The organism is Alcaligenes nematophilus, from assembly GCF_026344155.1.
GTDB classification, from domain to species: Bacteria; Pseudomonadota; Gammaproteobacteria; order Burkholderiales; family Burkholderiaceae_B; genus Alcaligenes; species Alcaligenes phenolicus.
In genome coordinates this window covers 484,683-510,578 of sequence record NZ_JAPKMZ010000003.1, presented here as the reverse complement: position 1 = coordinate 510,578, position 25,896 = coordinate 484,683, and the positions used below count along the sequence as shown (strand labels likewise).

Genomic DNA, 25,896 nt, shown 5'->3' with positions numbered 1-25,896 from the left:
TGGGGCAGAATGGGCTGCCTTGTCGTACTGCGATTAGAAACGGTGCGTGAGTGTAGCCAAGGCAGTGCGCCCTTCGCCGTAATATACCGAGTTGTAAAAGCCCATGGCACGGTAATAGCGTTTATCGGCCAGGTTACGCACATTGAGCTGCAACTGAGTTCGTTTGCCAAGGTCGTATTGCGCCATCAGATCGAACAAGGCATAAGGTTTTTGTTCAACCGATGCTGACTGTTCGCCGTAATAGCCTTGTGCATGGGTGCGGCTTTGCCAACGTATTCCCGCTCCTACCACCAGGTTCTTCAAGGTGCCTGGCAATCGGTACGTGGTATTAAGCTTGAGCATTTGTTCGGGTTGCGTAGTCTGGACCTTGCGCCCTTCGTTGTCCTTGGACACGCGGTAGGTATAGCCGATAAAGGCATTCCAGCCAGGGCTTAGTTCGCCGGCCAGTTCCAGTTCCACGCCCCGCGTTCGTGTGCCATCCAGCATTTCGTACCACGATTCGTTACGAGCGACATCAAAGCCGCCGTACTCGGCCACGTCTTTCTGATTGGTCTGGAAAACAGCCAGCGATCCGTTCAGGCGTCCATCCAGGTAGGACGCTTTGATACCTGCCTCGTAGTTGTGTCCGTACGCTGGCCCTGTCATTTCCCAGTCTTTGGTCTTGTACATCTGGGGCTGGAAGATGTTGGTGTAGCTGGCATAGACCGTATAAGTGTCATTCAGGTCATAGGTCACGCCCAGATACGGTGTTATTTCCGAGTAGCGCTGTGACTGGGACAGAATGATGGGGGTGGTGCCCGGTGTCCATTGGTTCCAGCGGTACTCATCGGCTTCCCAGCGTGTCCAGCGTGCCCCGGCGAGCAGGTGCAGATCATCGGTCAAATTAAAGCGGGTTGTGCCGAAAATTCCCGTCTGGGTGGTACGCAGGATTTGATCGGAGACGGCTTGATCCCAGACAGGTTCTGGCCAGTTGCCGTGCCAGTCATGAATATTGGGTATGGGATAGCTTGCCTGGTCGGAAGAATTCCATCCCTTGGTTTGACTACGAGATTTGGAGTGTGAGAAGCCCAGATTGAACTCGTGGTTTGCTCCCAGCAGATCGAAATCCCCTGTCAATGAGCCGCCATATACATCTTGCTTGCTATCGCCTTTGTATTTGCGCAGGGTGGGTGTCCCGGATAGCAAGCCCGTATTGGCATCGACAGGAAAGTCGGCGGCAAACAACAGGGAGGCATTAAAGTCATTGTTCAGCCTGGAATAGGACAGTCTGCCGTCCCAGCCATTGGCAAATGTGTGCTCCAGCGAGGCAAAGTATTCTGTCGCGTCGGTATCCCAGGTCGTCCATTTGGCGCCGACCGTTTGCCCTTTCTCCCAATCGACTTGCTCGCCATTGGTGTCAAAAATGGGCAAACCACCCCACATAACGCCTTTGGGACGAGAACGCTGAGTGGACACACCTGCGCTCAAGGTGGTGGCTTCACCCACGTCGGCTTCGATAATGCCGTAGAGAACATCGCGTTTTTTGCGATAAAAATCCAGCGTATCGCCTCTTCGCTCTTTGGCACCGACCAGGCGGGCGCGCAAGGAGCCTGACTCGTTCAGTGCAGAGGATAGATCCAGCTCGCCGCGGTAGGTATCGTTGCTGCCGCCCATGGCGCGGATAGTGCCCTGGAACTCACGGCCAGGACGTTTGCGGATGAAGTTCATGGAGCCGCCTGGGTTGCCGGTACCACTCATCAGGCCCGTTGCACCGCGAATAATCTCTACGTGATCATAGATAATCGGATCCAGATTGCCATCTCCGAACTGGTAGGTATCGTCCAACGGCTTGACCACACCATCAAACTGCATGGTGTCCATCTTGAAACCGCGTGAATAGTAGCTGAGCCGGTCAGTTTCGCTTTGCTGCACGTTCATGCCGGTGGCATTTTCCATAATGTCGCGCACGCTGCTCATCGCGTGATCATCCAGTTGTTGTCGGGTCAGGCTGCTGGTTGATTGTGGAGTATCGCGTTGCGTCAGAATCAGGCCGTTGGCCGAGCGCATCCAGTCAGTTGTATAGGAGCCTGTATGTTCCGTGGTATCGCCTGCACCGCGCACCACAACGGTGCCCAGTTGCGTGATGGGGGCGTTGGGAGTGTCCGTCAGGGTATAGCTGCCGTCAGTTTGCCGCTGAATCTGCAAGGGGGTTTGACTCAGGAGCTGTGCAAAACCCTCGTCAAGGCTATGGATTCCTTGCAGGCCAGGGGTCTGAAGGCCATCGGTTTGGGAGGGAGGGAATGAGAGCAGCACCTGCATGTGCTGGGCGTAACGTGCCAGAGCCGGTCCCAACGGCCCGGCAGGAATGTTAATGGCGCGCCCGCTGTTTTGCGCTGACCCTTGTGCCCATACGAGGGAGCTGGGGGGCAGGACACCTAACAAGGAGATCAGGATGGCAGTGGCCAGGGGGGCCAAGGTATGGCGCGGCTGGCAGGTGCCGCGAGAGTGCAGGGAAGGGGTGTACATAGTGTTTGGTTTCCGGGAAGAGGTTTACTACTTCACCCTGTATGCCAAACGAGATTGGAAAAGTGACAATTTTTAGTGCTTAACGTGCAATGATCCGCGTCCAGTACGCCGTGCGGCGTTCTGTTCGAACTGGTAAAACTCGTTCGATAGCACTAAGGCTGCGCTCAATGTCGCTTAAGGGGTAGGCACCAGAGATGCGCAGCGCGCCCACGGCTGGATCACAACTAAGAAAGCCTGGCTGGTAGCGGGCCAGGGCGGCTATCAATTCATCAAGGCGCATATTGTCGGCATAGAGCATGCCATCTAGCCAGGCGTGTTGTTGAGTGGGCATAGCCGTGGGGATGCTGGCTCGGTGCGCATCCAGTGTGGAGCTCATGCCTGCGGGCACGATCGTGGTCAAGTTAGCGGCCAGCGCAGGTTCCAGCCTGACGCTGCCTTGACTGACATGAATATGGGCTCTGTCTTCGCTCCAGTAAACAGAGAACTGCGTGCCCAACGCCACGATTCGCCCTGCTGGGGTGCTGACCACCAATGATCTGGCTGGCAAGTGAGGATCGGCGTGCGTTGCAATGTGGATTTCTCCCCGGCGCAGCTTGATTTCACGGATTTGATTGTTATAGGAAATGTCGACAGCGCTATCCGTGTTCAGGCTTAGCTGGCTGCCATCTTCAAGTGTAGTCTGCCGGCGCTGGCCAACGGCCGTGCGCTGATCAGCGGTCCATACCTGCAGGGGAAGCTGCTGAATCAATGCCGCACTGGCACCAGCGGTCAGCACAAAGGCAAAAGACTTGAGTACGGTACGTCGGCGTCGAAAGAGCGGTGTGCTTAATGCATGGAAACCAGCGGCCTGATCAAACTGGCCAAATTGCTGATTCAGTAATTCGATACGTTTCCAGGCATGTTGATGCAAGGGGCTGGCGGCGAGCCATGCTTGCCAGGCTTGGTGGTCGGCGGGAGTGCACTCTTCCGCGCTCAAGCGCACAAACCATTCGCTGGCCGTAGCGATGACCTTTTCAGGCAAGTTTCCCGTATCCGGTGGATTCAACACGATGTCAGGCAATGTCGAATAGCCAGGGCTAAGTACTGCCGAACCGAACTGACAGAAACTTGCAGCTGTGCAGCGATCTGTGCGTGTTTCAGCCCCTCTAGCTGCAGCAATAAAAAGGCCTGGCGGGCTTTGGGAGGCAGGCCGTCAAGCAGTCTGTCTATCTCGACCAGTGCTTCCACGGCCAGGGCACGACGCTCCGGGGACGGCGCAGAATCGTCTTGGCGAGCAGCCAGTGCTTGCAGATAGGCACGCTCGATATCTCGTCGACGAAACATATTGACCAGCAGGCCGTGTGCGATGGTGACCAGATAAGCACGAGGTTCGCGAAAGCTGCGAACATCGTCACGGCGCATGAGCACTTTCAGGTAAGTGTCGTGGGTCAGGTCCGCCGCATCCTCCGGGCATCCGGTTTTGCGACGCAGCCAGTCGCACAGCCAAGACTGGTGCTGGCTGTAGAGCCCTTCAAACGAGGCGTCCGGACTGCTTTGGGTCATGATCAGGTGGAAATATACGACAGTTGCTAATAATAACCATTATCAATAATTGATCGCAATGTCCCACACAAACAATGCCTGGTTCGTACAAACACCAATGTGTACCAATATCAATTCTTGTATACAATCCATAAAAAATGAATGCAAAATAGGAAAACAATGACCACGATCAAAACAGCAAGTCACAGCGATGGGGTGTATGAGTCGGTGCGGGCTCACGTTCTTGGCCTGGTGAAAAACATTGATGAGCCCGTGCGGGTTCGGGAAGAAGAACTGGCCAAGATGCTCAATGTCAGCCGCACGCCGGTACGGGAAGCACTGCTGCGTCTGGGGCAGGAAGGTATTTTGACCATGGAGCCTCGTCGCGGCGCCTTGCTCTCGCCCTTGACCAAGCAGGACTACATCGAGTGGCTGAAGCTGCGCATTGAACTGGAGGCCTTTGCGGCGCGTGAAGCCGCCTTGAATGCCTCGCAGCGGGATGTGGATGCCTTGCGCGCGCTGTTTGCGCCCTTCAATCAAGACAATGTGGAAGAGCGTGTCAGCGAATATGCGGCAGCCAATGTGGAATTCCACGCGGCCATCATGCGTCTGGCTGCAAATAGCTTGCTGGAGAAGGTATGGAAGTCCTTTGGGCACCGCGACATGCTCAAGACCAAAACCATCGAGCGCCTGAAACGGGCGCACGAGTCTTTGGCCGAGCACCTGGCCATGATCGACGCGATTGAAAAACGGGACGCAGCGCTGGCAGATCGTCTGGCGCGCGAGCACGTTCAAGGGCTGCTGACGCAAACCTTGAACAGTTCCAACAACATCCGATAAGGAGGTTTGCTGTCATGAAGTTACTGACCTTTGTAGCCGCAGGGGAAACGCATTTGGGCGGCATGCTGGACGATGATCGGGTGGTGGATCTGACACAGGCCTGGGGGATGTACGAGCATCCTTTACGTGCTCGGCAGGCTCCCACTGAGGTCATTGACGCTATTTTTATGGGCGATGAGATCCTGATCAGCCTGCAGCTTTTGATGGAGCAGGCAAGCCAGGCCAAGGCTCCCGTCCATGCTGCTTCAGATCTGTGCTTTCTGGCTCCTGTCCCGAATCCGGCCAAAAACATTTTCTGTGTGGGGCGCAATTACCGTGCCCATATCGTGGAAGGCAATCTGGCACGTGGCCGTGCGGCGGATGACTTCCCCAAAGCCTTGGAGTTCTTCAGCAAACCGCCCACCACGGTGGTGGGGCATCAGGCCCTGGTCAGCCGCCATGCGGCTCACACAAAGATGCTGGATTATGAAGTGGAGCTGGGCATTGTGATCGGCAAGGAAGGCCGGGACATACCAGTTGAAGACGCGCTGGACTATGTCTTTGGCTACACGGTGATCAACGATATTACGGCGCGTGATCTGCAAGCGCTGCATGGTCAGTGGTTCAAGGGCAAGTCACTGGACGGCACCTGTCCGATTGGGCCGGTAGTGGCATTGAAGACCTCCATTGCCGACCCCAACGCGCTGGATCTTGAATTGGAAGTGAATGGCGAACTGCGCCAATCGGCCAATACGTCGGACATGTTGTTCGATGTGCCCAACATCATCGCCCAGTTGTCGGCGGGCATGACCTTGGAGCCTGGGGACATTATTGCAACAGGCACGCCCTCCGGGGTTGGCTTTGCCATGCAGCCTCCACGCTCTTTGGAACCAGGCGATGTCATCAAAGCTCGTATCCCCGCTATAGGCGAGCTGGTCACTACTATTGAGTAAGGTTGACGACTATGCGCTTTAAATTAATCCTGTCAGGCGTGGCTGTATTAAGCGCTTTAACGGCTGTGCCCTCGCTTGCGACGGCACAGGAATATCCCACCAAACCCATCACCATCATTGTTCCGTTCCCGGCGGGCGGCACACTGGATAATCTGACCCGCAGTCTGGCGCAGAAAATGTCGGATGACTTCAAACAGCCCGTCATCATCGACAACAAGCCCGGTGCCGGTACGGTGATTGGTACGGAAATCGTGGCCCGCGCCGCGCCGGATGGCTACACCCTGGGGATGGTGGCGAACAGTTTTGCCATCAATCCCAGCCTGTACGACAAGCTGCGTTACGACACGGTGAAGGACTTTACGCCGGTTAGCTGGGTGGCCTACACACCGCACCTGCTGGTGGCGAATCCGGATGTGCCCGTCAAGAGCCTGGCGGATGTCATTGCTACAGCGAAATCCAAACCGGGCGAGCTGTCCTTTGCGTCCTTTGGTGCAGGTACATCGCCGCATATTGCCATTGAACGCTTGAAAGCAGAAGTCAAGATTGATGTGCTGCATATTCCGTACAAAGGCCAGGCTCCGGCGTTGAACGATTTGCTGGGCGGTCATGTAGACATGATGTTTGCTAACACGCCTGATGTTTTGCCCCACGTGAAATCCGGCAAGCTGCGTGCAATTGCCCTGGCGAACGATACTCGTCTGGAATCTATCCCCGAAGTGCCTACTTTCAAAGAAGCAGGCGTGGACAATATGAACTCCAACTCCTGGTATGGCGTGATAGTGCCTTCTGGTACCCCAGCACCGATTGTGGAGAAGCTCAGTGCTGAATTTGTCCGTATTGTGAACCTGCCCGAAATTCGTGAACGCTTGTTGGCCCAAGGACTGGAACCTGCGGGTACGACGTCGGCCGAGTTTGCCGAGTATCTGAAGTCTGAAATGGAAATGGCCGCCAAAGTGGTAAAAGCCTCCGGCGCCAGCGTGCAGTAAACCCTTAACGAATACGAAAGAGCCCAGAGAGCTCAAGCTACTAATCAGGAGATGAATATGATCAAAGAAATTATCCGTTCCGACAAAGTGACTCCCCCTCGTGCCCCCTTGTCGCCTGCTGTGCGATCCAATGGCTTTGTGTTTGTGTCGGGCCAGCCAGGTTTTTTTGATGATCGCCAGATCGCTGAAAACGACTTCGACGCACAGATGCACCAGGTCATGGCCAATGTGAAAGCGCTGCTGGAAGAGGCGGGCTCCACCCTGGACCATATCGTCAAAGCCAATGTGATTCTGAAGAACGCTGGTGACTTTGCTCGCATGAACGAGATCTATCGCACTTACTTCAAGGACGGCGAATACCCGGCCCGCACCACGATTGCGGCGGATATGGGGAACCCCTTGTTCCTGCTGGAAATTGAATGCATCGCCGCTGTCGCGGAATGATGAAATGAAAAAAGGCCGACATGAAGTCGGCCTTTTTGTTTCAGAACGCTCCTTGAGCGGAACGTCGCAAGGTAATCAAACCTAGGCCAGTTAAAACCGCAAAGATTGCACCAGCGGCAAAGGTGCCTTGGAAACCTATGGTGTCCCAGAGCACGCCGGCAATGACGCTGGCCAGCAGCAGAGCGATACCGGTTAGCAGGTGGAACATGCCAAAGGCGGTGCCGCGCAGTTCGGCGGGGGCGCTGTCAGCGATCAAGACGTTGAACAGGCCCTGGGTAAAGCCCATATGCAGGCCCCACAAGGCAACGCCCAGGCCCAGACCCAGCAAGCCGGGCACGAAAGCCAGGATCAGGTCCGCTGCGATCAGCAGGGCCACACCGATCAGCAGCAGGTCAGTTTTACGCATACGATCTGACAGCACACCGGCGGGGTAGGCGGACAGGGAAAAAGCCACGCTCATGACGACCAGCACGGCAGGGGCCCACATGGGCGGCAGTCCGCTGGATTCACCGCGCAAGATCAGAAAAGCTTCGCTGAAACGGGCCAGGGTAAAAGCCAGGCCAATTGCGACAACCCACCAGTAGCGGGAACCCAGGCGGCCCAGATCTTCCCGGTTCAGAGGCAGTTTGCGGGGGCGGGTGGTGGCCGGGATCTTCGGTTCGCGTACAAAGAACACCAGAACGGCGATGGCCGCAAAGGCAGGCAGCACGGCAACCCAGAAGATCAACTGATAGTTGTTTGCTGTCCACCACATCAGGGCGATGGCCAACAGGGGCCCTACAAAGGCGCCAATGGTATCCAGCGTTTGCCGCAAGCCATAGGCTGCGCCGCGCAGCTCGGGCGGGGTGACATCGGCGACCAAAGCATCACGCGGCGCACCGCGTATGCCTTTGCCGATGCGGTCTACAAAGCGGGCACCGACCAGCCAGTCCAGCGAGTTCGCCAGTGGAAAAATGGGTTTGGTCAGGGCGGCCAGGCCATAGCCAATTACTGCCAGCAGTTTGCGCTTCCCAAAACGGTCGCTGACCGCTCCGGAAAACACCTTCATGATGGAGGCGGTGGCCTCGGCAATGCCTTCAATAAAACCGACCGCCAGTACCGATGTACCCATGACGGTGACCATATAAATGGGCAGCAGGGCGTGGATCAGCTCCGAGGAAATATCCATGAACATGGACACAAAGCCCAGTGCCCAGACGCTGCGGTGGATTTTGGCACGGGAGGCGTCGGCCGTCGGGGTAAGCGCGGGATTAGCGGTTTTCTTCATGAGCGTCATAGACCATTTGGGCATACGCATCCAGCCGTGCCTTGCACTCTTGCAGGCGCTCTTGAGCAACCTGTGCCAGGGGGGCGCCATAAAAATCCAGTTTCTGGATTTTCTCGTACCAGTTTTCCAGCTTCTTCAGATCGGTTTCTTCTTCGTCCAGCTCGGCGTAGGTGAATTTCTGAATCGAAATTTCCTTGTCGATTTCGGCCTCGAAGTCTTTGCAACGGCCCAGCAGTTCCTGGTACTGCTCGTTGCGGTCGTCCGTAAAACGGGCGATGACTTTGTCCTCTTGTGCCTTGTCCAGAGCAATGGTCTCCAGCAAGACGCATTCACCTTCCATGGTCGTGATGTCGTTTTCCAGCACCTTCAGACGGCGCACATGCTCGTCGGTTTTAGGCAGAACACATACCCCGTTTTGCAGATACACCGCGCCCAGCGCTTTCAGGCGCCGCCATAAGGCCAGCCGTTTTGCACTGGGTTCAGAGGGGACCTTATAGGTAAGAAGCAGCCAGCTCATTGAAGTCATGATCGTGAATTTAAAGTAACGATCGTTTCATATTAATCGAACTATATGATTCTGAAAAGAAGAACTGAAAATGTCGTTCGAAACCGAGGGTATGTATCCAAGTGTTTGGTCTTGTATCCCGGCTTGTACAGAATCAGGCCATTTTCGGGTCGCGATTGCCGGTAACAATTTCTTCCCCCAAGCCGCATGTGTCATGAGTTCTGGCGACTTTCGCTTAAGGGATTTCCCGGTTTTCTATCCGAAAACAGCCACCTTCCAAGGAAGGAAAACAGCCGTTTTGCGCTTTCCAAGCCAAGGAGCAATCGCTACCATGACAGCACCTATCCACTTTGTTCAGTTTCTTGCACGACCGGTCTCAACCACAAGCAGCGTGCAGACTTCAAGCCCAGGTTTAGGTAAAGCGCTTGTCCTTGGACAAGCTCTTGTTGGTTATGGAGTCAGTGTGTTCGTTTCCGGTTGTTGCGCGATACAGCGCCGCACTTTCGCGGTGGGAATCAATACGGAGGAATGCAATGAGTAAGCAGAAAGCAGTCCAAGCAAGCCAAGGTCCAATCGATGTTGCCGCTATCCGTGCAGCTGCCAAGAAGTTTGTGGACGACGGGGCGGTGGCATCCGGCTACAAGGGTAATCGTGAAGAAATCATTCAGATGCTCAATGAGGCCCTGGCCACCGAGCTGGTCTGTGTGATGCGCTACAAGCGCCACTACTTCACCGCTACCGGCTTGAACAATGAGCCTATCAAAGCCGAGTTTCTGGAACATGCCCAGCAAGAAGCCGAGCATGCCGACCGCATTGCCGAACGTATTGTGCAACTGAACGGCGAGCCGGATTTCAACCCGGCCAATCTGGTCCAGCGTAGCCATGCAGAGTACGACGATAGCGACGATATCAAATCCATGATTCGCGCCAACCTGATTGCCGAGCGTATTGCGATCGAGTCCTATCGTCAGATGATCGAGCGCATTGGCGACACCGACCCGACCACTCGCCAGATGCTGGTTGAAATCATGGCGGTGGAAGAAGAGCACGCCGACGATATGGGCGATCTGCTGGATATCTAAGTAAGTTGCGAAGGTGCCCACCAAAACCCCGGTATTTTCCGGGGTTTTTTTCTGCCTGAATTCTGAAAAGGAGTACAGTAGCGGCTTTCCTACCTATCGGTAGGTAGTTTTGATTGACGTCGCTATATACGGGGGTGTGAGCGTGTTTGAATTTCTGTTCTTCCGCAGTGTAGAGGGTGTGACATGAGCGAGCTGTCACGTGCCAGAAGCCTGGCCTGGCCCTTGATCTTGTTGCTGGCCTTGTTGACGGCATTGGATGCCATGGCCATTGATATGTATTTGCCGGGCATGCCTGCTATCGCGCAGGAGCTGGGGGCTTCCCCCGGCCGGATTCAGCAAACCTTGTCGGTGTTTCTGGCAGGCCTGGCCTTGGGCCAAGGTATTTACGGCCCTTTGCTGGATCGCTTCGGGCGTCGAGTGCCCTTGCTGCTGGGCGTGGTTATTTTTGTGGTGGGCTCGGTTTTTGGCGCTTTGGCCACATCGGTTGAAGCCTTGTTGGCGGCGCGTTTTATCCAGGCGTTAGGCGCCGCAGCGGGCTTGGTCACACCGCGTGCCATTGTGGCGGACTTGTGCGATGTCAAAGAGTCGGCAAGCATCTTTTCCCTGCTGATGCAGGTGATGATGATTGCACCGATTGTGGCCCCCATTCTGGGTGCCTACCTGTTGAGCCATGCAGACTGGCGTGCCATTTTCTGGATGCTGGCGGCATTAGGGACGATGGGGCTGCTCTGGGGACTTAAAGCCATACCGGATTCGCTGCCCGTGAGCCAGCGTGTGCCCTTGAACCCCGGTCATATTGTTCGCGCCTACGGTCGCGAGCTGGGTAACAAGGCTTTCATGGCATATACCGGCTCCGGTGGTTTCGCACTGGCAGCCTTGTTTGTCTACATCAGCGGCTCGGCTTTTGTGTTCACGCAGCATTTTTCCTTGTCGCCGGCCGTATTCAGCTATGTGTTTGCCGGTAACTCGGTGGCGCTGGTTCTGGGTGGGGTCGTCAGCAATTATTTGTTGAAGGCCGGGATGCCCACCTCTCGGGTGCTGGCTTTGGGACTGATTGTTCATACGGCCTCGGCTCTGCTCCTGTATGCGGTGGTGCAAGCTGATGTCGCGGGCCTGATTCTGTATGCCGCCTTGATTGCTGTTTCGGTGGGCTCTTTAGGCATGGTGTTTGGCAACGTGACGGCCTTGACCATGGATGTGGCTGGCCCACAGGCTGGGACGGCTGCAGCCTTGATGGGCATGTTCCATTACTTGATTTCGGCGGTGGTGGGCTATATCGTCAGTCTGGCTGTGCCTGGGCCGCAGGTTTTGCCTGTGGCAATTGGTGGCTGCGGTCTGTTGGCTATTGTTCTGTATGTTCTGGCTGGCCGTTGCCGCACGGTGACCCGATCAGTCAGTGAGCTGGGGGTTGTAAAATAGGCAGTTGCTGCGGGCCGCGAAAGCGGCCCTGATCATTGGCCTTTGACTGAGAGCTGTTGGACTGTGAGCAAAACCACGACTGAAAAACTGCAGGATGCCGCGTTGGCGCGCTTTGCTGTTCAGGGCTTTGATGCCACCACCATGAACGAGATTGCCGCTGATGTCGGCATCAAGAAGCCCTCGGTCTACGCCCATTTCCGCAACAAGGACGAGCTGTTTCTGAACCTGATTCCGAAGATTGTGGAAGATGAGCTGAACCACGCCCGTCAAGTTCTGCAGGGAGGCGATGACATCAAGGAGCAGTTGCGAGCGTACCTGGAAGGGATACAGGAGCGCTTTGAGCAGTCACATCAAGTGCGTTTCTGGATTCGCACCTTGTTTGCGCCGCCTGTGCATTTGTACGATGTGGTGATGCAGCCCATGCATGTGTTCATGGACGATCTGGAACGCATCATCCATCAAGCCTTGGCACAGTCCGCTTTGGCCAAATCGGAAACAGGTTTGAGCGTGGAGACCCTGGCCATGACGTACATGGCCTTGATCGACAGTCTGCAAAGCGAGCTTTTGTTTGGTGGTGCGCACAAATACCAGCGGCGTCTGGCATCGGTCTGGAGGGTATTTGAGGCGGCCTTGAGAGCAGGCCGCCCGGCCTGATCAGGTTTTCTCGCCGTTCTGGGCGTCCTGATAGGCTTTGGCTGCATTGTGCACGTGTTGGGTGGCCAGCAGGTTGGCCAGATCACCATTACCGGCCACAACCGCATTGAGGATCTGGGAGTGATCTTCCCAGTTTTGGCGGATGCGCTGCAAATTGCTGGGCGCAAATAACAGGGCGGTGCGGTCACGCAGGGAGCGCATGAGCTCGGTCAGAACAATATTGCCCGACATGGTGGCCAGGGTTTCATGAAACTGGCGGTTCAGGGATTTGAGCAAATCCAGATTGCCGGCATCCATGGCTTCATGGCCCTGGCTCAGAATGGTTTGCAGCTTTTCGATATTGGCTGGGTCCCGGCGTTGGGCGGCCAGTTTTGCATTCAATCCTTCGAGCGTGGCGCGCACTTCAGCCATGTTGTAGGCAATCTCGGTCGACAGGATAGCCACTGAGGCCCCACGTCGTGGTTCGATCGTGACCAGACCTTCGGAGGCCAGCTCGCGCAGGGCTTCCCGTACCGGAATACGCGAGACGCCCAGTTCGCTAGCCAATTTACCTTCTACAAGGCGATCCCCCGGATGAAATTCTCCGCTCAAGATGCGCTCGCGCAATTGGTCACGGATAACCGCAAACAATGACGCATGTTGATCGCCCAAGCGACGGCTTTCCGCGCCGGAAAGGGTGTTGGGAAGGCTGAAACTGGGGATATTCATGGTGCGACCTGTGCAATTGGGCAAAAGGGCCAGCCACGATTATACGGTGTGAGCGCATTTTTCTGAATATGGTATACAGTTTGCGGCCTAAGCATCCTCATCACACGCTGCGGGCGATCAAGACCACGGCGCTTAGCGAACAAATCCCCAATAGCAGTCTACGCATTAGCGGCATGCTGACTTTATGACGCCATCGTCCTGATAAGGCGAAGCCCAGCAGCATGAAGGGGTAGAGCACAATGCTGAGCATTGCCTGTTGCCAGGAGAACAGGCCAGCCACCATAAGCAGGATCAAGGACAGGCTTGCCCCTAAAAACAGAATAAGACCCAATGAGGCGCGTAGCTGTGCAGGAGCCAGGTTTTGCATGGCAATTGCCAGAGCGGGAGCGCCTACCGAGGTCAGGGTTCCCATGATGCCCGAGGCAATGCCCGCCAGGATCATGTTTCGTTTGGAAGGCAGGATGCGCAAGCCCCAGGCACTCAGTGCGACTGCGGCCAGAATGGCCAGGGCAAAACCCAGATTCACCGCCTCTATGGGTAGTTGTGTCATGGCCAGTATGGCAATGATCGATCCGGTGGAACGGCCACTTAGAGCACAGACAACCACATCGGGCACGATATGTTGACGCTCCCGCAAGGCCGCCAGCAAAGAGACGCTGCCACCCAAGGCCAGTAGAGGGCCAGGAACCAACTGCGGGAATATCAAGGCGGCAATCGGCGCGACCAGCATTGCAAACCCAACTCCGCCAACACCTTGCAAAAAGGCGGCCAACACGACCAGCAAGGCCATGAGCAGCCAGGAGAGCGGGTCCACCAGATCAATCAAAGCCGCCATAGTTTCCTCTTCATTTGTATAAGGTATTCCATCTAAGTGTTTCAAACATAAAACTCTTAGAGTTTTCCCCAGTTTTTGATAGTTTTTTCTGATTGGAAATCACAATTGAAGATAGTATACCGTTTCAGATGTGCTCGATATTCAGAAAAAAGAGAAGGAAGGGGGATACATGCAAAGCGACGTGGTGCTCAGTGCGGCGCACTGGGCTTATTTGATCAGCGTTCTGGTCATCATCATTACGATGATTTTCCGGGCCAATGTGGTGGTGCCATCGGTTATTGGCACCTTGGCGGTCGTCACCGCCATGACTGGCAGCCCTATCCAAGGCTTCATCAGTATTTTTTCAGCCAGCTTTGTGGCGGCCCAGGAACTGTTCAATATTTTCCTGGTAATCACGTTCATGACTGCCCTGCTGAACTCGTTAAAGAGGCTGGAGGCCGATGTGAAGATGGTGGCCCCCTTCCGCAAGGTCATGGTCAATAGTGCCTCGTCCTTTCTGATGATTGCGGCGGCTACCTACTTTATTTCCCTGTTCTTCTGGCCCACACCCGCTGTACCTCTGGTGTCGGCCATTTTGCTGCCGGCGGCGATTGCGGCTGGCTTGCCTCCCCTGGTCGGGGCGATGGCTATCGCCATCTGTGGGCAGGGCATGGCGCTGTCGTCCGACTACATCATTGGCGTTGCTCCTGGCATCAGCGCCAAGGCAGCCGGTGTCGGAGCCGATGTTGCCGTGCTGGCGGATCGTGCGCTGGTGCTTTCCTGGATTACCGGTGGCGTTGCGTTGACGTTGACATTTTTGCTGATGCGCCGCTATTTCAAACCGGCAGATAGCCGTTTGCTGGATGCCTGGATGCGCCAGGCGCCGGATAGCACCCTGGATGAAGTGGAATCCCAAGGCACGTATGACAAGGCCGAGATTGCTCGTGGAACGGCGGGTAATGAACACACGGTGCATCCTGGCCTGAGCCCCAAGGAAGAGCGCTATTCGCGCATTCTGGCCTGGATTACGCCACTGGCGTTTCTGGCGGTGATTGGCATCATGCTGTTGCCCCGCTTTATCCCGTCCTTGCCAGTCCTGCGGGGTGGCGACGCCGCCGGTCTGGTGGGGGGTGTGGCCTTTGTGTTGATGATGATTGCTACCTGTATGGCAGAAGGGCCGCGGCGCATGCTGGACACCTGCCCGGATCATATGACCGATGGTTTTGTATTCGCCTTTCGCGCCATGGGTTCGGTGCTGCCCATCGCCGGTTTCTTCTTCCTGGGCGCCAGTGAAGCAACGTCTGCTATTTTGGGCACCCCACTGGAACAAACACCCAGTCTGCTGTTCGAGCTGATCTCGGCGGGGCAGCATCTGATTCCGGACAATCATTTTCTGGTGGCTTTTGGTGTTCTGTTGGTGGGCATGATCTCGGGCATTGATGGCTCGGGCTTCTCGGGCCTGCCATTGACAGGAACCCTGGCCTCGGCCTTGAGCCCGGTATCCGGGCTGGAGGTTGAAACCTTGGCTGCGGTAGGACAGATCGGTGCTATCTGGACGGGCGGTGGCACTTTGATTGCCTGGTCTTCATTGATTGCCGTGGCGGGCTTTGCCCGAGTGCATGTTCTGGATCTGGTGCGAGCCCTGACGGTTCCTGTGCTGGCGGGGATGGCCCTGTCAACAATTTGCGCTGTGCTGGTGTTCGGATGAGCGATATGGGTACGACAGCCTACCGCGCCGGTGAAAAACAGGGCTTGGGGAAACATTGGGCCGTTGCTGCCGGGCACCCCTTGGCGGTGCGGGCCGCGCAGGCCATGCTGGAACTCAAGGGTAGTGCAGTGGATGCGGCTATTGCTGCCGATGCTGTCATGGGGGTTGTCGAACCTATGGCGACAGGCATTGGTGGCGACCTGTTGGCCATGATTGCATCGCCCGACAGTATGCCAGTGGCCTATAACGGCAGCGGAGCGGCGCCCCTGCTGTTGAAGGCTGAGCATGTTCAGGCTTTGCCTGGGGGACGGATTCCGGAGCGTCATGTGTTGTCCATTACCACGCCTGGCCTGGTGCGAGGGTGGTGGGATATGCACCAGCGCTATGGCCGTCTGGACTGGGCCTGCTTGTTTCAGCCTGCCATTCAGGCAGCGCGGGAAGGGTTTGCGGTAGCGCCGGTGGCGGCGCGTGAATGGCAAATCTTTGATTTTGTACTGCACCGCGATCCCGTGTGTGCCGCCCTTTATAGGGCGGGCAAGCCGCCCAAGGCGGGGGAGCAATACCTGAACCCTGAACTGGCAGCTGTCTTGCAGGACATCGCCACGCAAGGCCCCGATGCCTTCTATCTGGGGCGTCCCGCGCAGCAGGCAGAGCAGGCAATGGAGCAGGTACAGGGGCTGTTGAGGGCTGAGGACTTTCGCCGTCATAAAGGGTTTTTCTGTGAGCCTGTCAGCGCATCGCTGGGAGAGTTCAGTCTTTATGAATGTCCCCCCAACACGCATGGGGTGGCAGTCCTGGACGCCGTGCAACGCGCCTGGAAACGCCCGGTTGACCAGGATGCGGCGGAGCTGGAACTGGTCAAGGCGACCGAAGCGGCGATGGTTCAGGCTTCACGGGTCGTGTGTGATCCGGCAGGCAATACGGTCTGCACGGTTGTGGTCGATGCAGACGGGTTGGCGGTGACGTTCATGTCCAGCATTTTTAAACGATTCGGCTCTGCGTATGCCGTGCCCGGCTGTGGATTTGTGCTGCAAAACCGGGGTTTCGGTTTCTCCGAGCCTGGGCATGTGAATGGCCCTGGGCCGGGAAAACGCCCTTATCACACGGTTGTTCCGTCTTTGGCCTTGAAGTCGGGGCAGTTCCATATGGGGCTGGGTGTGGTGGGTGGTTTGATGCAACCCCAAGGCCAGATACAGATATGGACTCGTGTTCTGCGTGATGGCTGGCCTTTGGAGAAAGCCTTGTTTGCACCGCGCTGGCGTTTGGAGGGGGCTGGGCGGCTGGCCCTGGAAGACGGCTTTGGTGCAAGTCGGGCGGCCTTCCTGCGTGAACATGGGTATGTGCCACCCGATAAAGGCGTAGGCGAGCTGGCTGGTCGCAGCGATTTTGGCGGCGCTCAGGCCGTCGAGCGCTTGGCGGACGGCCGTTTGCAGGCTGTTTCTGACCCACGCAAAGATGGTTGTGTGGCGCTGGATTGATAATCGGGCAGGGTTATTCCCTACTTTCTAAAATAGTAGACGGTATACAATATACTTAAATAGTCCAAAACTCATCTTTCGTCGGCTGCTGTCAGGGCGACGTCTTTCAACAAGGAAACAGTCATGGAAAAACTGCTGAATCGCGATGAATTTCGCACCGCATTGGAAACCGCCATTAAAGGGAAAAGTGCCAATACTTCCCCTTTCAGCATTGCCTGGGCCAGCGGCAAATTAAGCCGTGAGCATCTGGCTCGCTGGGCTGAAAACCACTACCACTATGTCGGCCCTTTTGCTGATTACCTGGGCTATCTGTATGCCCGCACCCCCGCCGAATACGTAGAAGCCAAAGACTTCTTGCTGGCCAATATGTATGAAGAGGAAATTGGGGGCGACCGTCACACAGACCTGCTGATCCGCTTTGGCGAAGCGTGTGGCACGACACGGGCTCGGATCGAAGATCCTGACAATATGAATGCCACCACCCGCGCCTTGCAGGCCTGGTGTTACGCCATTGCCATGCGTGAAGACCCCGTTGTTGCCGTTGCAGGGCTAGTCGTGGGTCTGGAGTCTCAGGTGCCCTCCATTTACCGCAAGCAGACACCGACCCTGCGTGAAAAATACGGCTTCACCGATGAAGAAGTGGAGTTTTTCGATCTGCATATCGTGTCCGACGAGATTCATGGCGAGCGCGGCTACCAGATCGTTCTTGAGCACGCCAATACCGTAGAGCTGCAACAGCGTTGCCTGCGCATCTGCGAAATTGGTGCCGAGATGCGTCTACTGTATACCACCTCCTTGTACAACGATTACGTCAAAGACGAAATCAGCCTGCAAGAACTGCAGCTGGAAGCAGCCTGAGCCAGACAGCCGAGCGGGCAGATGGGCTGCCCGCCGACCTAGAAACAAGGAAGTACAGCGGTGGACAATCTCAAGGACGTCGTTTTCGACAATTACATTGATGGGCAGTGGCTGCCCAGCCAGAGCGGGCGTACGCAGCCCAATCTGAATCCGGCCGATCGTGATGATGTAGTGGGGGCTTTCCCATTGTCCACGGCTGAGGACGCAAAGGCGGCCGTTGCAGCTGCTCAGGCTGCCTTTGCAGGATGGCGAGCCACGCCTATCTCCGCTCGAGCTCGTGTGCTGAATGCGGCGGCAGCCTGGCTTGATGCTAATGTGGACCGTATCGCTCAGGGCCTGACGCGAGAAGAGGGCAAAACGCTGGCGCAAAGCAAGATGGAAGTCGGGCGCTCGGCCCAGACCTTGCGTTTTTATGCGGTTGAAGGCCAGACCTATACCGGCGAGACCTTCCCCCAGGATGATGCGCAGCAACTGGTGTACACCCAGCGTGAACCATTGGGCGTGGTGTCCGTGATTGCGCCCTGGAATTTCCCTATCTCCATCCCGGCACGCAAAATTGCCCCCGCCTTGATCACCGGTAATACCGTCGTGTTCAAGCCTTCATCCGACACACCTTTGACGGGCTATTACCTGTGCGAAGCCTTTGCGCAAGCCGGGATTCCGGCGGGTGTGCTGAATCTGGTGCATGGCAGGGCCAGTGAAGTGGGGCCCACGCTGGTGCAATCTCCTCAGGTACGCGCTATTTCGTTTACTGGTTCGACCCAGGCGGGTGAAGACATTTGTCGTCAGGCACGCATGAGCACCCGGACTCAGATGGAGCTGGGTGGCAAAAATCCCTTGATTGTCATGGAAGACGCCGATCTGGATCTGGCCGTCAAACTGGTGGTTCAAGGCGGATTCTCCTTGAGCGGCCAGGCCTGCACGGGAACCAGCCGTGTGCTGGTGCATCGTCAGGTCAAAGAAGAATTCACGCGGCGCCTGGTAGAGAAAGTCAGCGCTTTGAGCGTGGGTAATGGTTTGAATGGCAACCCCGATCTGGGCCCGATTGCCACCGAAAGCCAGTTGGAAAGCATTCTGGAATATGTGGCCATCGGCAAGCAGGAAGCCACCCATTTACTGGGCGGCGAACGTTTGACTGAAGGTGACTACGCACGGGGCCTGTTCATGCGTCCGGCTTTGTTCACAGACGTGACCCAGCAGATGCGTATTGCCCGCGAAGAGATTTTTGGCCCGGTGATTGCCTTGCTGGAAATCGATTCCTACGAGCAGGCACTGGCCATGGCCAATGACACCGAATACGGCTTGTCTGCCGCCATTGTGACGCGCAGTGCTGAATATGCGCATCGCTTCGCCAATGACATTGAGGCCGGGACGGTCAAGATCAATCGCACCACAACCGGCAACTTGATCAATGCTCCCTTTGGTGGACTGAAACAGTCCAGCACCTCCACCTTCCGCGAGTCGGGCCGGGCGGGCCTGGAGTTCTATACCCAGATCAAGACCGTGTATCGCGGTATCTGAATTTTATTAACCCGAAATACTGAGAAGACATATGAAAAAGATCCTACGTCTCGAACAGCGCGAAGCGCGCTTGATGGTGGACGCGGCGATTGCCAAATCCAAGGAGATTGGCGTGCTGGAGACCGTTTGCGTGGTTGACGAAGGGGGCTACCCCATCGTGATGGAGCGTATGGATGGGGCACGTATTACCGGCGCCCAGATTGCCTGGAACAAGGCGTTTACCGCTGCAGGCCACAAGCGCTCCACCCATTTGTTCACCACGCCGCCTAATGGCCCCGCCTTGCCGGGTAACGAAGCCTTCGGGATTCAGTTGAGCTTTGAAGGTCGCTTTGCTGCTTTTGTAGGCGGCTACCCCATCGTGGTCAACGGCGAAGTCATTGGTGGCATAGGCCTGAGCGGTGGTAACGGCGAGCAGGACACGGCAGCCGGTGTTGCTGGCTTGCAGGCCTTGGCCGAGGCTTTGAAGGCAGAGGGTCTGGACGTGCTGGTTCAGGCGGACATCAAGAAATAGTGGCATCAGGAGGACGGGTCATGGCCCATCGTGTCGATATCAAGGAAACCGGCGAGCAGTTTTGGGTAGAACCGCAAGAGACCATCTTGCAGGCCGCCCAGCGCCAAGGCGTGCGCATTTATAGCGACTGCGAGTTTGGTGGCTGCGGGACCTGCCGCATTCAGGTCACCCGTGGGAAGGTTTGTTATGAGGATGACTGCCTGCCCATGAGCATTGCTGATGAAGAACACGAGCAGGGCCATGCCGCCGCCTGCCAGGCTCGGCTCGATGCCGATATTGAGATCAGTCTGGCCGCGCATCGAGATGACTTGCCTGAAACCCGGCAAGTCCGGGCGCAGGTTCACAGCGTGGAAAGGGCATGTCAGGGGATCTGGCGTCTGATTTTACAGTTGCCGCAGGATGTGCAAGTGCCGTTCCGTCCAGGTCAGTATCTGAACATCTTGTTTGAGGACGGGCGTGCACGCAGTTTTTCCATGGCCAATGCCGATGCCGAACAGGGGCGCATTGAATTGCATGTGCGGGAAGTGGAGGGTGGGCGTTTCACCCAGGTATGTTTGCCGACCCTGAAAGCCGGCGACGAGCTGCTGCTGGAACTGCCCTTGGGCGTGTTCTATTGGCGTGAGCGCGACTGGCGACCCATGGTCATGGTGGCAACCGGAACTGGCATTGCCCCCATCAAGGCGATTCTGGAGTCCTTGCTGGACAAGGATGATTGCCCGCCTGTCAGCCTGTATTGGGGAATGAATCGGCCCGAAGACTTGTATCTGGCCCAGGAGATCGAATCTTGGGCTGAGCGCTTGTGCGAGTTCCGTTTTGTCCCTGTGCTCTCCCATGCTGACGAGAGTTGGCAAGGCGCGCGCGGCTATGTGCAGCAACAGGTGTGCCGGGATGAACCTGACCTGTCAGAGCATGCCATTTACTTGTGTGGCTCGCCCGTGATGATTGAGCAGGCCCGTGGTTTGTTCAAGGAGCATGGCGCCAATGAGCAGTTCATGTATGCCGACGCCTTCAACTTTCAGTCTGATCCCAGCTCGGCAGAGCCTTCTCTTGTCTAGGCTCGGTGGGGGAGTTGGTCCTGACCGGCTTTGGGGTCGCGCTTCTTGCGGCCGCCAAACAGTTCAGTTAATGAGGGCAGGTTGATGAGCGGGATACGACGGCGCAGATGCTTGCGCTTTGCCAAGTGTGGCAGCAACTGCTCGCCGACGGGACGCTGCAGATAGCGAAGTTCGACGGGGGTTTTCATGATGATCTCGTTAATGGGTTTGAATTGAATTAAGTATACCGCAATAGGGGTTTCTACTCAAATTGACGGATATTTGTGTCTAAAAACAAGAAAAACTGTTGCTTGAAGGTTGCGGTTTTTATCTTGGTATACCGTTCTTGGTTTTTTCAGGCGGTCAGGGCTCGCAATCCGGTCGCATTATTGGCAGCCAGCAGGAGGTTTCATGCCAACCATTACTTTTCATAAAAACGGCCAGACGCATGTGGGTGAGGTGCAGGAGAACACCAATCTGGTGGTCCGGGCGGGTATCAAGCAATTTCCCTTTCCGCATTTGACCTACGGTTGTGGCATGGGCAAGTGCGCTAAGTGTGCCTGCCGTGTTCTGGAGGGGGGCGAGCATTTGCCAGCGGCCAACTGGAAAGAGAAAAAACAATTGGGCGAGCGACTCGATCAGGGCTGGCGGCTGGCCTGTCAGCTATGGATTAATCAGGACATCGTTCTGGAGCAAGCTGAAACACAGGAGGTGCAGTGATGTATGTGGTGCTGACCAGCAAGCCAGGGGAATACCGCACGGAACCGGGCGTGGGCGTGGAGATGGTGGCGGCCTATGAATACCATTTTCAGGGTCGCTTCAAGGCGGTGTTTGCCATTGCGCGTATTCAGGAAGGCTCGCGCGTTCGCATTGTGGAAGAGACGCCAAATGGCACGGTCAATGACATCCCTACCCGGCAAATGGAAAAGTTTGCAACAGTCGAACAGGCTTATGAAGAACTGGCCGGATTGACGCACTTTGGCAGCATACAAGCCGAATTGCGTCAGTGTGAGCTTGACGGACACCAGGCAGGGGCACAGACCCCGGCACAGCAGCAATCCTGAGGTAGCAGAATATGGTTCAGATTACATTTGCGTCGAATAATGATTTGGTGGTGTCTGCCGCCGAGAACAGTAACTTGCTGCGGGTTTCCATCCGCGAGCGCGGTGGCATCCCGTTCAAGTGCGGGGGTGGGATCTGCGGCACCTGCAAGTGCCGAATTACGGAAGGGCTGAGCAATACGGATGAGGTCAAGGCCAAGGAACACAAGCATTTGTCCGAGCAGGATCTGGCAGAGGGTTTTCGTATGGCGTGCCAGACCTTTGTTCGTGGTGACGTTACGGTGAGCTGGTAAAAGGAGCGGCCATGCTGCATTTGACCGATCAGCAACTACACGAGCTGCTTGATGCGCCTGCCGTACAAGAGGTGCTGGAGCAGGCTTTCATCGAGTTTGGGCAGGGCCAGGCGGCCCAGCAGCGTCGTGTGCGCACGCAGGTGGGCGATACCCGCTTGTCGACCTTGGGCGCGGTCATCCCAGGCCAGCAAGTGGCGGGTGCCAAGATTTATACGACCGTGCATGGCGCATTCAATTTTGTCATTGTGCTGTTTGATGCACTGAGCGGACAGGCTTTGGCCACTTTGGATGCTGGCGCGATCACGCAATGGCGTACTGCAGCCTGCTCGGTACTGGCAGCACAGCGTGGCGCCAATCCCCATTCGCAAACCTTGGGAGTGCTGGGTCTGGGTGCCCAGGGGATGGCGCATGCCCTGCAGTTTTGCCAGACCTTTGATTTGCAGCGTGTGCTGGTGTGGAGCCCGAATGTCGATGAGAAGCGCTGCCACCAGCTGGAGCTGGAGTGTGGTGTGCCTGTGCGAGCCGCCCGAGCGGAAGAGATCGCCGCACAGGCGGATATTCTGGTCACGGCCAGCCGCAGTCGCGATCCCCTGTTTGATGGACGCAGCCTGAAGCCCGGCTGCTTTGTCGCCGCCGTTGGCTCCAGTTTGCCAACAGCGCGGGAATTGGATGATGCCTGCCTGCAGCGGGCAGGCAAGATTGTGGTGGAGTGGGGCGAGCAGACTCTCTCGGAGGCGGGGGATCTGATTCTGGCCGCGCCCGATTGTGGCGTCTCGGGAAAATTGTGCGAGTTAAGCGATTGGTTGCAATTAGACCGGGGACAAGGCTACGACGCACAGGGAATTTGCGTGTATAAATCAGTGGGTGTGGCGATTGAAGATATTGCCGTCGCTGGATTGGCGTATCGCCGTCATCAGCTTGGCAAGACAGCGCAGGAGGCGCTTGCCGCACACTGAAAAACGACAATAATTCAAGCATGTTGGGAGTAGGCAATGGGGATGGCAGGCTTTTCTTCTTTAGGCGAATTCAAGCAGGCACTGACCCGGGACTACAACCGCATCAACAGCAGTATTTTTGCATCAGGTGTCGTGACGCTGAAGATTGATGTGCTGGAGGATCGGATCAGCATGTTGGCGGTTCATAAACGCCAGCCTGCCTTGCAGACGTTGAGCCGTGAAAATGCACATATTGCTGATCTGGCGGATCTGTATCTGATCAAGGCCTTCAAAAAGGAGATGAAGCAGGTTTTGGTGGACGAATATGGGCTGGATGTGGTGGCCATATTCAAGGACTACGACGCCGCGGCGCAATTGTCTTCCACCATGGTGTTGTTGCAAAAAGGAGTGTGAATGCAGTGGCATTGGTGAGAACCGTTGCCCTGAATTCCGAACCGATAAAAAGAAGCTGACTGGTAGACAGTCTTGTTGTCCTTCCGTCCGCAGTGGATTGCCTGATGTGCAATTTGCTCTGGAGCCAAGCCCAGGCCCTGACAGGTCCGCTTGGGGAAGTTGCCGACAGGAAGTGCTCGCATACCGCCGGCCTCGGACTCTGGGATACCCCAGGGTTCGAGGCCGGCTTTTTATTTGGAGACAAAATCATGGCCTATGTAGCCGATTTGCTGGATGCATTGAACGTAATCACGGGGGGACGCATGGTGTCCTGTATGGATGAGGTCAAATGCGGCCACCATCCCTTCGTGATCTGGAAGTCCTCTGGAATTTACGGCAAGGAAGTACTGGAAATCCCAGGCTTGATTCATGGGGATCCTAACAAGGAAGTGCGCAAGGTGGCGGTGTGCATGACCATGTCCGAATTGAGCATTGAGCTGGCGGGCGCAACCGGGGTGGACGCCATTGTTGCGCATCATCCGATCGCCGATGCCGCCAGTTGCGGCGGCGTGACCCTGAAGGATTACCTGGACCTGTATGGGGTGGCTGCCCTGGAGTGTCATGAGGCGTTTCATGGTCTGCATCCGGGCATCGCGTATCTGCATGGCCACAAAGTAGCAAAAAGCGATATTGCCTATGGAGGCATTCATGGCAATGTGATGTTCGTGGGCGAACCATTGGATGGGGTGAGCACCTTGGGCGACATGCTGGATCGGCTTGACGGCTTCATGGGGCTGGATCTGGAGGATCAGGTCTTGCAGGCTGAACGCCGCATCAAGGGCAATGAAAACATTCTGGAGACCAGCACCTTGACGCGTGGTGCGATTCGGCTAGGGGAGCGCAACAGTCGCGTCGGGCGTATTTTGCACATTTTTCCGCATACGGGATTCAGCCCCGACCATCTGCGTCAGGCGGTGGCCGAGAACCCGGGCGTTGACACGGTGCTGGCCTCTATCAGCCGGGTCTACGACGGTCATGCGCTTATCGAATGTGCTCGTGAATTGGGTCTGAATTTCCTGGTGGGCAATAGCCACGTGCTGGAGATCCTGGAGAATGGCCTGCCCTTGGCCTATGCCTTGAGTGCCTTGCTCGATGGCGTCGAGGTGGTGATGTTCCGTGATCGGGTGACGTCTACGCCTGTGCACCAGGTGGGGGGTGCCCGCCTGCGTGAATACGCCCAGCATTTTTCGACCGCCCACCTGATGGGCAAGAACGTGTTGAGCTTCCAGTAGGTCCAGCTTCCTGAACGGAGAGAGACATGGATAACAAAACAATAGAAATAGACAAAGTAGTGCATGTAGCGCCTGCGGGCCGTCGGCCCATGGAGCGTATCGAGGCGGTGGGCCTGGGCTTGCTGCTGCTCGCCATGCTGACGCTGTTTTTCTTTCCCGCTACCTTGTCGGGCGCGTTTGATACGGTGCTCAACAAGGTCAAGCCCGTGGTGGTGGATGTATTTTTGACCGGGCAGGTTGGGGTGGCTGTCATTATCAGCGTCATCATTGGACGCTTGCTGGAGCGTTTGGGTTTTACCGATGCCATGATGCGAGTGTTCATGCCGGCGATGCGGGCCATTGGAATCAATCCGGCCGTCATTATTCCCAGCGTGTACAACATTTTTGGCGATATCAACGCCGCTGGTCGTATTTCGGGGCCTTTGTTGCGGCAGGCTGGTGCAACAAAGGACGAGCAAAAGATTGCGGTAGCCACGATGGTGCAGTCTCAGCAGTCGTTCTCCACGTTCATGCTGGGCATGATGGCTTTGACCTTTGCCGGGGTGAATGTCTTTGCCGTGGTGCTGATTGCGATCTTCGGCCCCTTGTTGCTCTCCCCCTTATTGCTGTCGCGGCTGGTCTACCGCAATGTTCGTTCGGTGGATTTGCTGGCAGCCCCCCGTTTCACGCCGAATATCGATTTTGCGCCCATGCTGTTCAAGGCTGCCCGCGAAGGGGTGGAACTGTTGCTGCTGATCCTGATCCCGGCTGTGGCCCTGGTGTTCTGTGTCATTGGTTTGCTTGAACATATCGGCATTTGGGCACCTATCAGTGATGTACTTGAACGCGGTTTGCTTGCGCTGAATATTCACCCTGAAACCGGCGTGCTGGCGATGCTGGTCAGCCCCACCTTGGCAATGGGCAAGTTGCAGGCGATGGCTGCAACACTGGATCCATCTCTGGTGGTGGGTTCCTTCGTACTGGCTTCTTCGGGATTGCCGCTGTCGGCCGTCTTTGGGCAGATTCCGGTGGTCTGGGCTGAATGCTCGGATCTGAATGAAAAAGAAGTCATGCTGGCCGCCGTTCTGGGCATTGTGATGCGCTTGTTGACGGCAGTGGTACTGGCTGTGTTTCTCACGCCTTTGATTGTCTGAGT

29 protein-coding genes are annotated in these 25,896 nt (G+C 56.3%); 21 read left to right on the top strand and 8 right to left on the bottom strand.

The genetic code is table 11. From position 1 onward, the window contains the following. Window positions 1-33: 33 nt before the first annotated feature. The 3 genes from OSH04_RS11025 to OSH04_RS11015 form a co-directional block, all read right to left on the bottom strand. Window positions 34-2,505 (bottom strand): TonB-dependent siderophore receptor, encoded by a 2,472-nt coding sequence (locus OSH04_RS11025; RefSeq protein ID WP_266108460.1) that lies wholly within the window; start codon window positions 2,503-2,505, stop codon window positions 34-36. A 79-nt stretch (window positions 2,506-2,584) separates the two neighbouring features. Then, on the bottom strand, window positions 2,585-3,526 hold the full coding sequence (locus OSH04_RS11020; protein WP_035269623.1) for a FecR domain-containing protein: 942 nt from the start codon (window positions 3,524-3,526) through the stop codon (window positions 2,585-2,587). 20 nt (window positions 3,527-3,546) lie between these two features. Beyond that, window positions 3,547-4,047 carry a sigma-70 family RNA polymerase sigma factor gene (locus OSH04_RS11015; RefSeq protein ID WP_035269625.1) on the bottom strand — a complete coding sequence of 167 codons (501 nt, stop codon included), beginning with the start codon at window positions 4,045-4,047 and terminating at the stop codon, window positions 3,547-3,549. 159 nt (window positions 4,048-4,206) lie between these two features. On the opposite strand from OSH04_RS11015, the gene OSH04_RS11010 reads away from it, so the two are divergent. From OSH04_RS11010 to OSH04_RS10995, 4 genes are read left to right on the top strand one after another with little or no spacing between them, the layout of a single operon-like run. After that, a complete protein-coding gene (locus tag OSH04_RS11010) occupies window positions 4,207-4,866 on the top strand; it encodes a GntR family transcriptional regulator (RefSeq protein WP_009461966.1) in 660 nt (219 codons plus the stop codon). A gap of 14 nt (window positions 4,867-4,880) precedes the next feature. Further along, window positions 4,881-5,798 carry a fumarylacetoacetate hydrolase family protein gene (locus tag OSH04_RS11005; protein WP_083055022.1) on the top strand — a complete coding sequence of 306 codons (918 nt, stop codon included), beginning with the start codon at window positions 4,881-4,883 and terminating at the stop codon, window positions 5,796-5,798. Window positions 5,799-5,809: 11 nt separating this feature from the next. Continuing rightward, on the top strand, window positions 5,810-6,784 hold the full coding sequence (locus OSH04_RS11000) for a Bug family tripartite tricarboxylate transporter substrate binding protein (protein ID WP_266108459.1): 975 nt from the start codon (window positions 5,810-5,812) through the stop codon (window positions 6,782-6,784). 57 nt (window positions 6,785-6,841) lie between these two features. Beyond that, a complete protein-coding gene (locus OSH04_RS10995) occupies window positions 6,842-7,228 on the top strand; it encodes a RidA family protein (protein WP_172400387.1) in 387 nt (128 codons plus the stop codon). A 40-nt stretch (window positions 7,229-7,268) separates the two neighbouring features. Here OSH04_RS10995 and OSH04_RS10990 read toward each other — a convergent pair whose 3' ends face one another. Continuing rightward, a complete protein-coding gene (locus OSH04_RS10990) occupies window positions 7,269-8,519 on the bottom strand; it encodes an MFS transporter (protein ID WP_257112687.1) in 1,251 nt (416 codons plus the stop codon). Continuing rightward, window positions 8,479-9,012 carry a Chromate resistance protein ChrB gene (locus tag OSH04_RS10985; protein WP_080747983.1) on the bottom strand — a complete coding sequence of 178 codons (534 nt, stop codon included), beginning with the start codon at window positions 9,010-9,012 and terminating at the stop codon, window positions 8,479-8,481. The genes OSH04_RS10990 and OSH04_RS10985 overlap by 41 nt, the downstream gene beginning before the upstream one ends. A gap of 79 nt (window positions 9,013-9,091) precedes the next feature. Between OSH04_RS10985 and OSH04_RS10980 the strand changes: the two genes are divergently transcribed. The 4 genes from OSH04_RS10980 (at window position 9,092) to OSH04_RS10965 (ending at window position 12,155) form a co-directional block, all read left to right on the top strand. After that, window positions 9,092-9,541 carry a hypothetical protein gene (locus OSH04_RS10980; protein ID WP_137430495.1) on the top strand — a complete coding sequence of 150 codons (450 nt, stop codon included), beginning with the start codon at window positions 9,092-9,094 and terminating at the stop codon, window positions 9,539-9,541. Then, the gene (locus OSH04_RS10975; RefSeq protein WP_009461955.1) at window positions 9,534-10,082 is read left to right on the top strand and encodes a ferritin-like domain-containing protein; all 549 of its coding nucleotides are present in this window, start codon (window positions 9,534-9,536) and stop codon (window positions 10,080-10,082) included. The genes OSH04_RS10980 and OSH04_RS10975 overlap by 8 nt, the downstream gene beginning before the upstream one ends. A 183-nt stretch (window positions 10,083-10,265) precedes the next feature. Next, on the top strand, window positions 10,266-11,501 hold the full coding sequence (locus OSH04_RS10970; protein WP_115634605.1) for a multidrug effflux MFS transporter: 1,236 nt from the start codon (window positions 10,266-10,268) through the stop codon (window positions 11,499-11,501). Window positions 11,502-11,564: 63 nt separating this feature from the next. Beyond that, complete coding sequence (locus OSH04_RS10965) at window positions 11,565-12,155, top strand: TetR/AcrR family transcriptional regulator (RefSeq protein ID WP_009461950.1); 591 nt, start codon at window positions 11,565-11,567, stop codon at window positions 12,153-12,155. On the opposite strand, the gene OSH04_RS10960 is transcribed toward OSH04_RS10965, so the two are convergent. Both OSH04_RS10960 and OSH04_RS10955 read right to left on the bottom strand, forming a co-directional pair. After that, complete coding sequence (locus OSH04_RS10960) at window positions 12,156-12,863, bottom strand: GntR family transcriptional regulator (protein WP_009461948.1); 708 nt, start codon at window positions 12,861-12,863, stop codon at window positions 12,156-12,158. 100 nt (window positions 12,864-12,963) lie between these two features. Continuing rightward, window positions 12,964-13,698, bottom strand: a complete 735-nt coding sequence (locus tag OSH04_RS10955) for a sulfite exporter TauE/SafE family protein (protein WP_266108458.1) — start codon at window positions 13,696-13,698, stop codon at window positions 12,964-12,966. 169 nt (window positions 13,699-13,867) lie between these two features. Between OSH04_RS10955 and OSH04_RS10950 the strand changes: the two genes are divergently transcribed. The 6 genes from OSH04_RS10950 (at window position 13,868) to OSH04_RS10925 (ending at window position 20,808) form a co-directional block, all read left to right on the top strand. Then, window positions 13,868-15,385: a hypothetical protein gene (locus OSH04_RS10950; RefSeq protein WP_009461936.1), complete on the top strand. Its 1,518-nt coding sequence runs from the start codon at window positions 13,868-13,870 to the stop codon at window positions 15,383-15,385. Further along, window positions 15,382-16,863, top strand: a complete 1,482-nt coding sequence (locus OSH04_RS10945; RefSeq protein ID WP_266108457.1) for a gamma-glutamyltransferase family protein — start codon at window positions 15,382-15,384, stop codon at window positions 16,861-16,863. Before OSH04_RS10950 ends, OSH04_RS10945 begins: the two co-directional genes overlap by 4 nt. Before the next feature lie 123 nt (window positions 16,864-16,986). Next, window positions 16,987-17,721, top strand: a complete 735-nt coding sequence (locus OSH04_RS10940; protein WP_022983674.1) for a TenA family transcriptional regulator — start codon at window positions 16,987-16,989, stop codon at window positions 17,719-17,721. A 60-nt stretch (window positions 17,722-17,781) separates the two neighbouring features. Then, on the top strand, window positions 17,782-19,242 hold the full coding sequence (locus OSH04_RS10935; RefSeq protein ID WP_035269645.1) for an aldehyde dehydrogenase family protein: 1,461 nt from the start codon (window positions 17,782-17,784) through the stop codon (window positions 19,240-19,242). 31 nt (window positions 19,243-19,273) lie between these two features. After that, a complete protein-coding gene (locus OSH04_RS10930; protein ID WP_022983673.1) occupies window positions 19,274-19,753 on the top strand; it encodes a GlcG/HbpS family heme-binding protein in 480 nt (159 codons plus the stop codon). 20 nt (window positions 19,754-19,773) lie between these two features. Then, window positions 19,774-20,808, top strand: a complete 1,035-nt coding sequence (locus tag OSH04_RS10925) for a 2Fe-2S iron-sulfur cluster-binding protein (protein ID WP_266108456.1) — start codon at window positions 19,774-19,776, stop codon at window positions 20,806-20,808. Here OSH04_RS10925 and OSH04_RS10920 read toward each other — a convergent pair. Next, entirely contained in the window at window positions 20,805-20,996 is a 192-nt protein-coding gene (locus tag OSH04_RS10920; RefSeq protein ID WP_266108455.1) for a hypothetical protein, read from the bottom strand. The genes OSH04_RS10925 and OSH04_RS10920 overlap by 4 nt on opposite strands. 202 nt (window positions 20,997-21,198) lie before the next feature. Between OSH04_RS10920 and OSH04_RS10915 the strand changes: the two genes are divergently transcribed. The 7 genes from OSH04_RS10915 to OSH04_RS10885 all read left to right on the top strand — a co-directional run bounded on the left by OSH04_RS10915 (window position 21,199) and on the right by OSH04_RS10885 (window position 25,894). Then, a complete protein-coding gene (locus tag OSH04_RS10915) occupies window positions 21,199-21,507 on the top strand; it encodes a 2Fe-2S iron-sulfur cluster-binding protein (RefSeq protein WP_009457376.1) in 309 nt (102 codons plus the stop codon). After that, complete coding sequence (locus OSH04_RS10910; protein ID WP_035269651.1) at window positions 21,507-21,851, top strand: hypothetical protein; 345 nt, start codon at window positions 21,507-21,509, stop codon at window positions 21,849-21,851. Before OSH04_RS10915 ends, OSH04_RS10910 begins: the two co-directional genes overlap by 1 nt. An 11-nt stretch (window positions 21,852-21,862) precedes the next feature. Next, on the top strand, window positions 21,863-22,141 hold the full coding sequence (locus OSH04_RS10905; protein ID WP_009457378.1) for a 2Fe-2S iron-sulfur cluster-binding protein: 279 nt from the start codon (window positions 21,863-21,865) through the stop codon (window positions 22,139-22,141). 11 nt (window positions 22,142-22,152) lie between these two features. Continuing rightward, window positions 22,153-23,097, top strand: coding sequence for an ornithine cyclodeaminase family protein (locus tag OSH04_RS10900; RefSeq protein WP_226349675.1), 945 nt, complete (start codon window positions 22,153-22,155; stop codon window positions 23,095-23,097). Window positions 23,098-23,139: 42 nt separating this feature from the next. Beyond that, a complete protein-coding gene (locus OSH04_RS10895; protein ID WP_035269656.1) occupies window positions 23,140-23,490 on the top strand; it encodes a hypothetical protein in 351 nt (116 codons plus the stop codon). A 248-nt stretch (window positions 23,491-23,738) separates the two neighbouring features. Next, window positions 23,739-24,761 (top strand): Nif3-like dinuclear metal center hexameric protein, encoded by a 1,023-nt coding sequence (locus OSH04_RS10890; protein WP_026483541.1) that lies wholly within the window; start codon window positions 23,739-23,741, stop codon window positions 24,759-24,761. Window positions 24,762-24,787: 26 nt separating this feature from the next. Beyond that, window positions 24,788-25,894 carry a hypothetical protein gene (locus OSH04_RS10885; protein ID WP_035269660.1) on the top strand — a complete coding sequence of 369 codons (1,107 nt, stop codon included), beginning with the start codon at window positions 24,788-24,790 and terminating at the stop codon, window positions 25,892-25,894. Window positions 25,895-25,896 lie beyond the last annotated feature (2 nt).

Coding starts and splice junctions, on each gene's coding strand:
- OSH04_RS11025 (WP_266108460.1), bottom strand. CDS start 2,505: ATGTACACCCCTTCCCTGCACTCTCGCGGCACCTGCCAGCCGCGCCAT.
- OSH04_RS11015 (WP_035269625.1), bottom strand. CDS start 4,047: ATGACCCAAAGCAGTCCGGACGCCTCGTTTGAAGGGCTCTACAGCCAG.
- OSH04_RS11010 (WP_009461966.1), top strand. CDS start 4,207: ATGACCACGATCAAAACAGCAAGTCACAGCGATGGGGTGTATGAGTCG.
- OSH04_RS11005 (WP_083055022.1), top strand. CDS start 4,881: ATGAAGTTACTGACCTTTGTAGCCGCAGGGGAAACGCATTTGGGCGGC.
- OSH04_RS11000 (WP_266108459.1), top strand. CDS start 5,810: ATGCGCTTTAAATTAATCCTGTCAGGCGTGGCTGTATTAAGCGCTTTA.
- OSH04_RS10995 (WP_172400387.1), top strand. CDS start 6,842: ATGATCAAAGAAATTATCCGTTCCGACAAAGTGACTCCCCCTCGTGCC.
- OSH04_RS10990 (WP_257112687.1), bottom strand. CDS start 8,519: ATGCCCAAATGGTCTATGACGCTCATGAAGAAAACCGCTAATCCCGCG.
- OSH04_RS10985 (WP_080747983.1), bottom strand. CDS start 9,012: ATGAGCTGGCTGCTTCTTACCTATAAGGTCCCCTCTGAACCCAGTGCA.
- OSH04_RS10980 (WP_137430495.1), top strand. CDS start 9,092: ATGTCGTTCGAAACCGAGGGTATGTATCCAAGTGTTTGGTCTTGTATC.
- OSH04_RS10975 (WP_009461955.1), top strand. CDS start 9,534: ATGAGTAAGCAGAAAGCAGTCCAAGCAAGCCAAGGTCCAATCGATGTT.
- OSH04_RS10970 (WP_115634605.1), top strand. CDS start 10,266: ATGAGCGAGCTGTCACGTGCCAGAAGCCTGGCCTGGCCCTTGATCTTG.
- OSH04_RS10960 (WP_009461948.1), bottom strand. CDS start 12,863: ATGAATATCCCCAGTTTCAGCCTTCCCAACACCCTTTCCGGCGCGGAA.
- OSH04_RS10955 (WP_266108458.1), bottom strand. CDS start 13,698: ATGGCGGCTTTGATTGATCTGGTGGACCCGCTCTCCTGGCTGCTCATG.
- OSH04_RS10950 (WP_009461936.1), top strand. CDS start 13,868: ATGCAAAGCGACGTGGTGCTCAGTGCGGCGCACTGGGCTTATTTGATC.
- OSH04_RS10945 (WP_266108457.1), top strand. CDS start 15,382: ATGAGCGATATGGGTACGACAGCCTACCGCGCCGGTGAAAAACAGGGC.
- OSH04_RS10940 (WP_022983674.1), top strand. CDS start 16,987: ATGGAAAAACTGCTGAATCGCGATGAATTTCGCACCGCATTGGAAACC.
- OSH04_RS10930 (WP_022983673.1), top strand. CDS start 19,274: ATGAAAAAGATCCTACGTCTCGAACAGCGCGAAGCGCGCTTGATGGTG.
- OSH04_RS10925 (WP_266108456.1), top strand. CDS start 19,774: ATGGCCCATCGTGTCGATATCAAGGAAACCGGCGAGCAGTTTTGGGTA.
- OSH04_RS10920 (WP_266108455.1), bottom strand. CDS start 20,996: ATGAAAACCCCCGTCGAACTTCGCTATCTGCAGCGTCCCGTCGGCGAG.
- OSH04_RS10915 (WP_009457376.1), top strand. CDS start 21,199: ATGCCAACCATTACTTTTCATAAAAACGGCCAGACGCATGTGGGTGAG.
- OSH04_RS10910 (WP_035269651.1), top strand. CDS start 21,507: ATGTATGTGGTGCTGACCAGCAAGCCAGGGGAATACCGCACGGAACCG.
- OSH04_RS10905 (WP_009457378.1), top strand. CDS start 21,863: ATGGTTCAGATTACATTTGCGTCGAATAATGATTTGGTGGTGTCTGCC.
- OSH04_RS10900 (WP_226349675.1), top strand. CDS start 22,153: ATGCTGCATTTGACCGATCAGCAACTACACGAGCTGCTTGATGCGCCT.
- OSH04_RS10895 (WP_035269656.1), top strand. CDS start 23,140: ATGGCAGGCTTTTCTTCTTTAGGCGAATTCAAGCAGGCACTGACCCGG.
- OSH04_RS10890 (WP_026483541.1), top strand. CDS start 23,739: ATGGCCTATGTAGCCGATTTGCTGGATGCATTGAACGTAATCACGGGG.
- OSH04_RS10885 (WP_035269660.1), top strand. CDS start 24,788: ATGGATAACAAAACAATAGAAATAGACAAAGTAGTGCATGTAGCGCCT.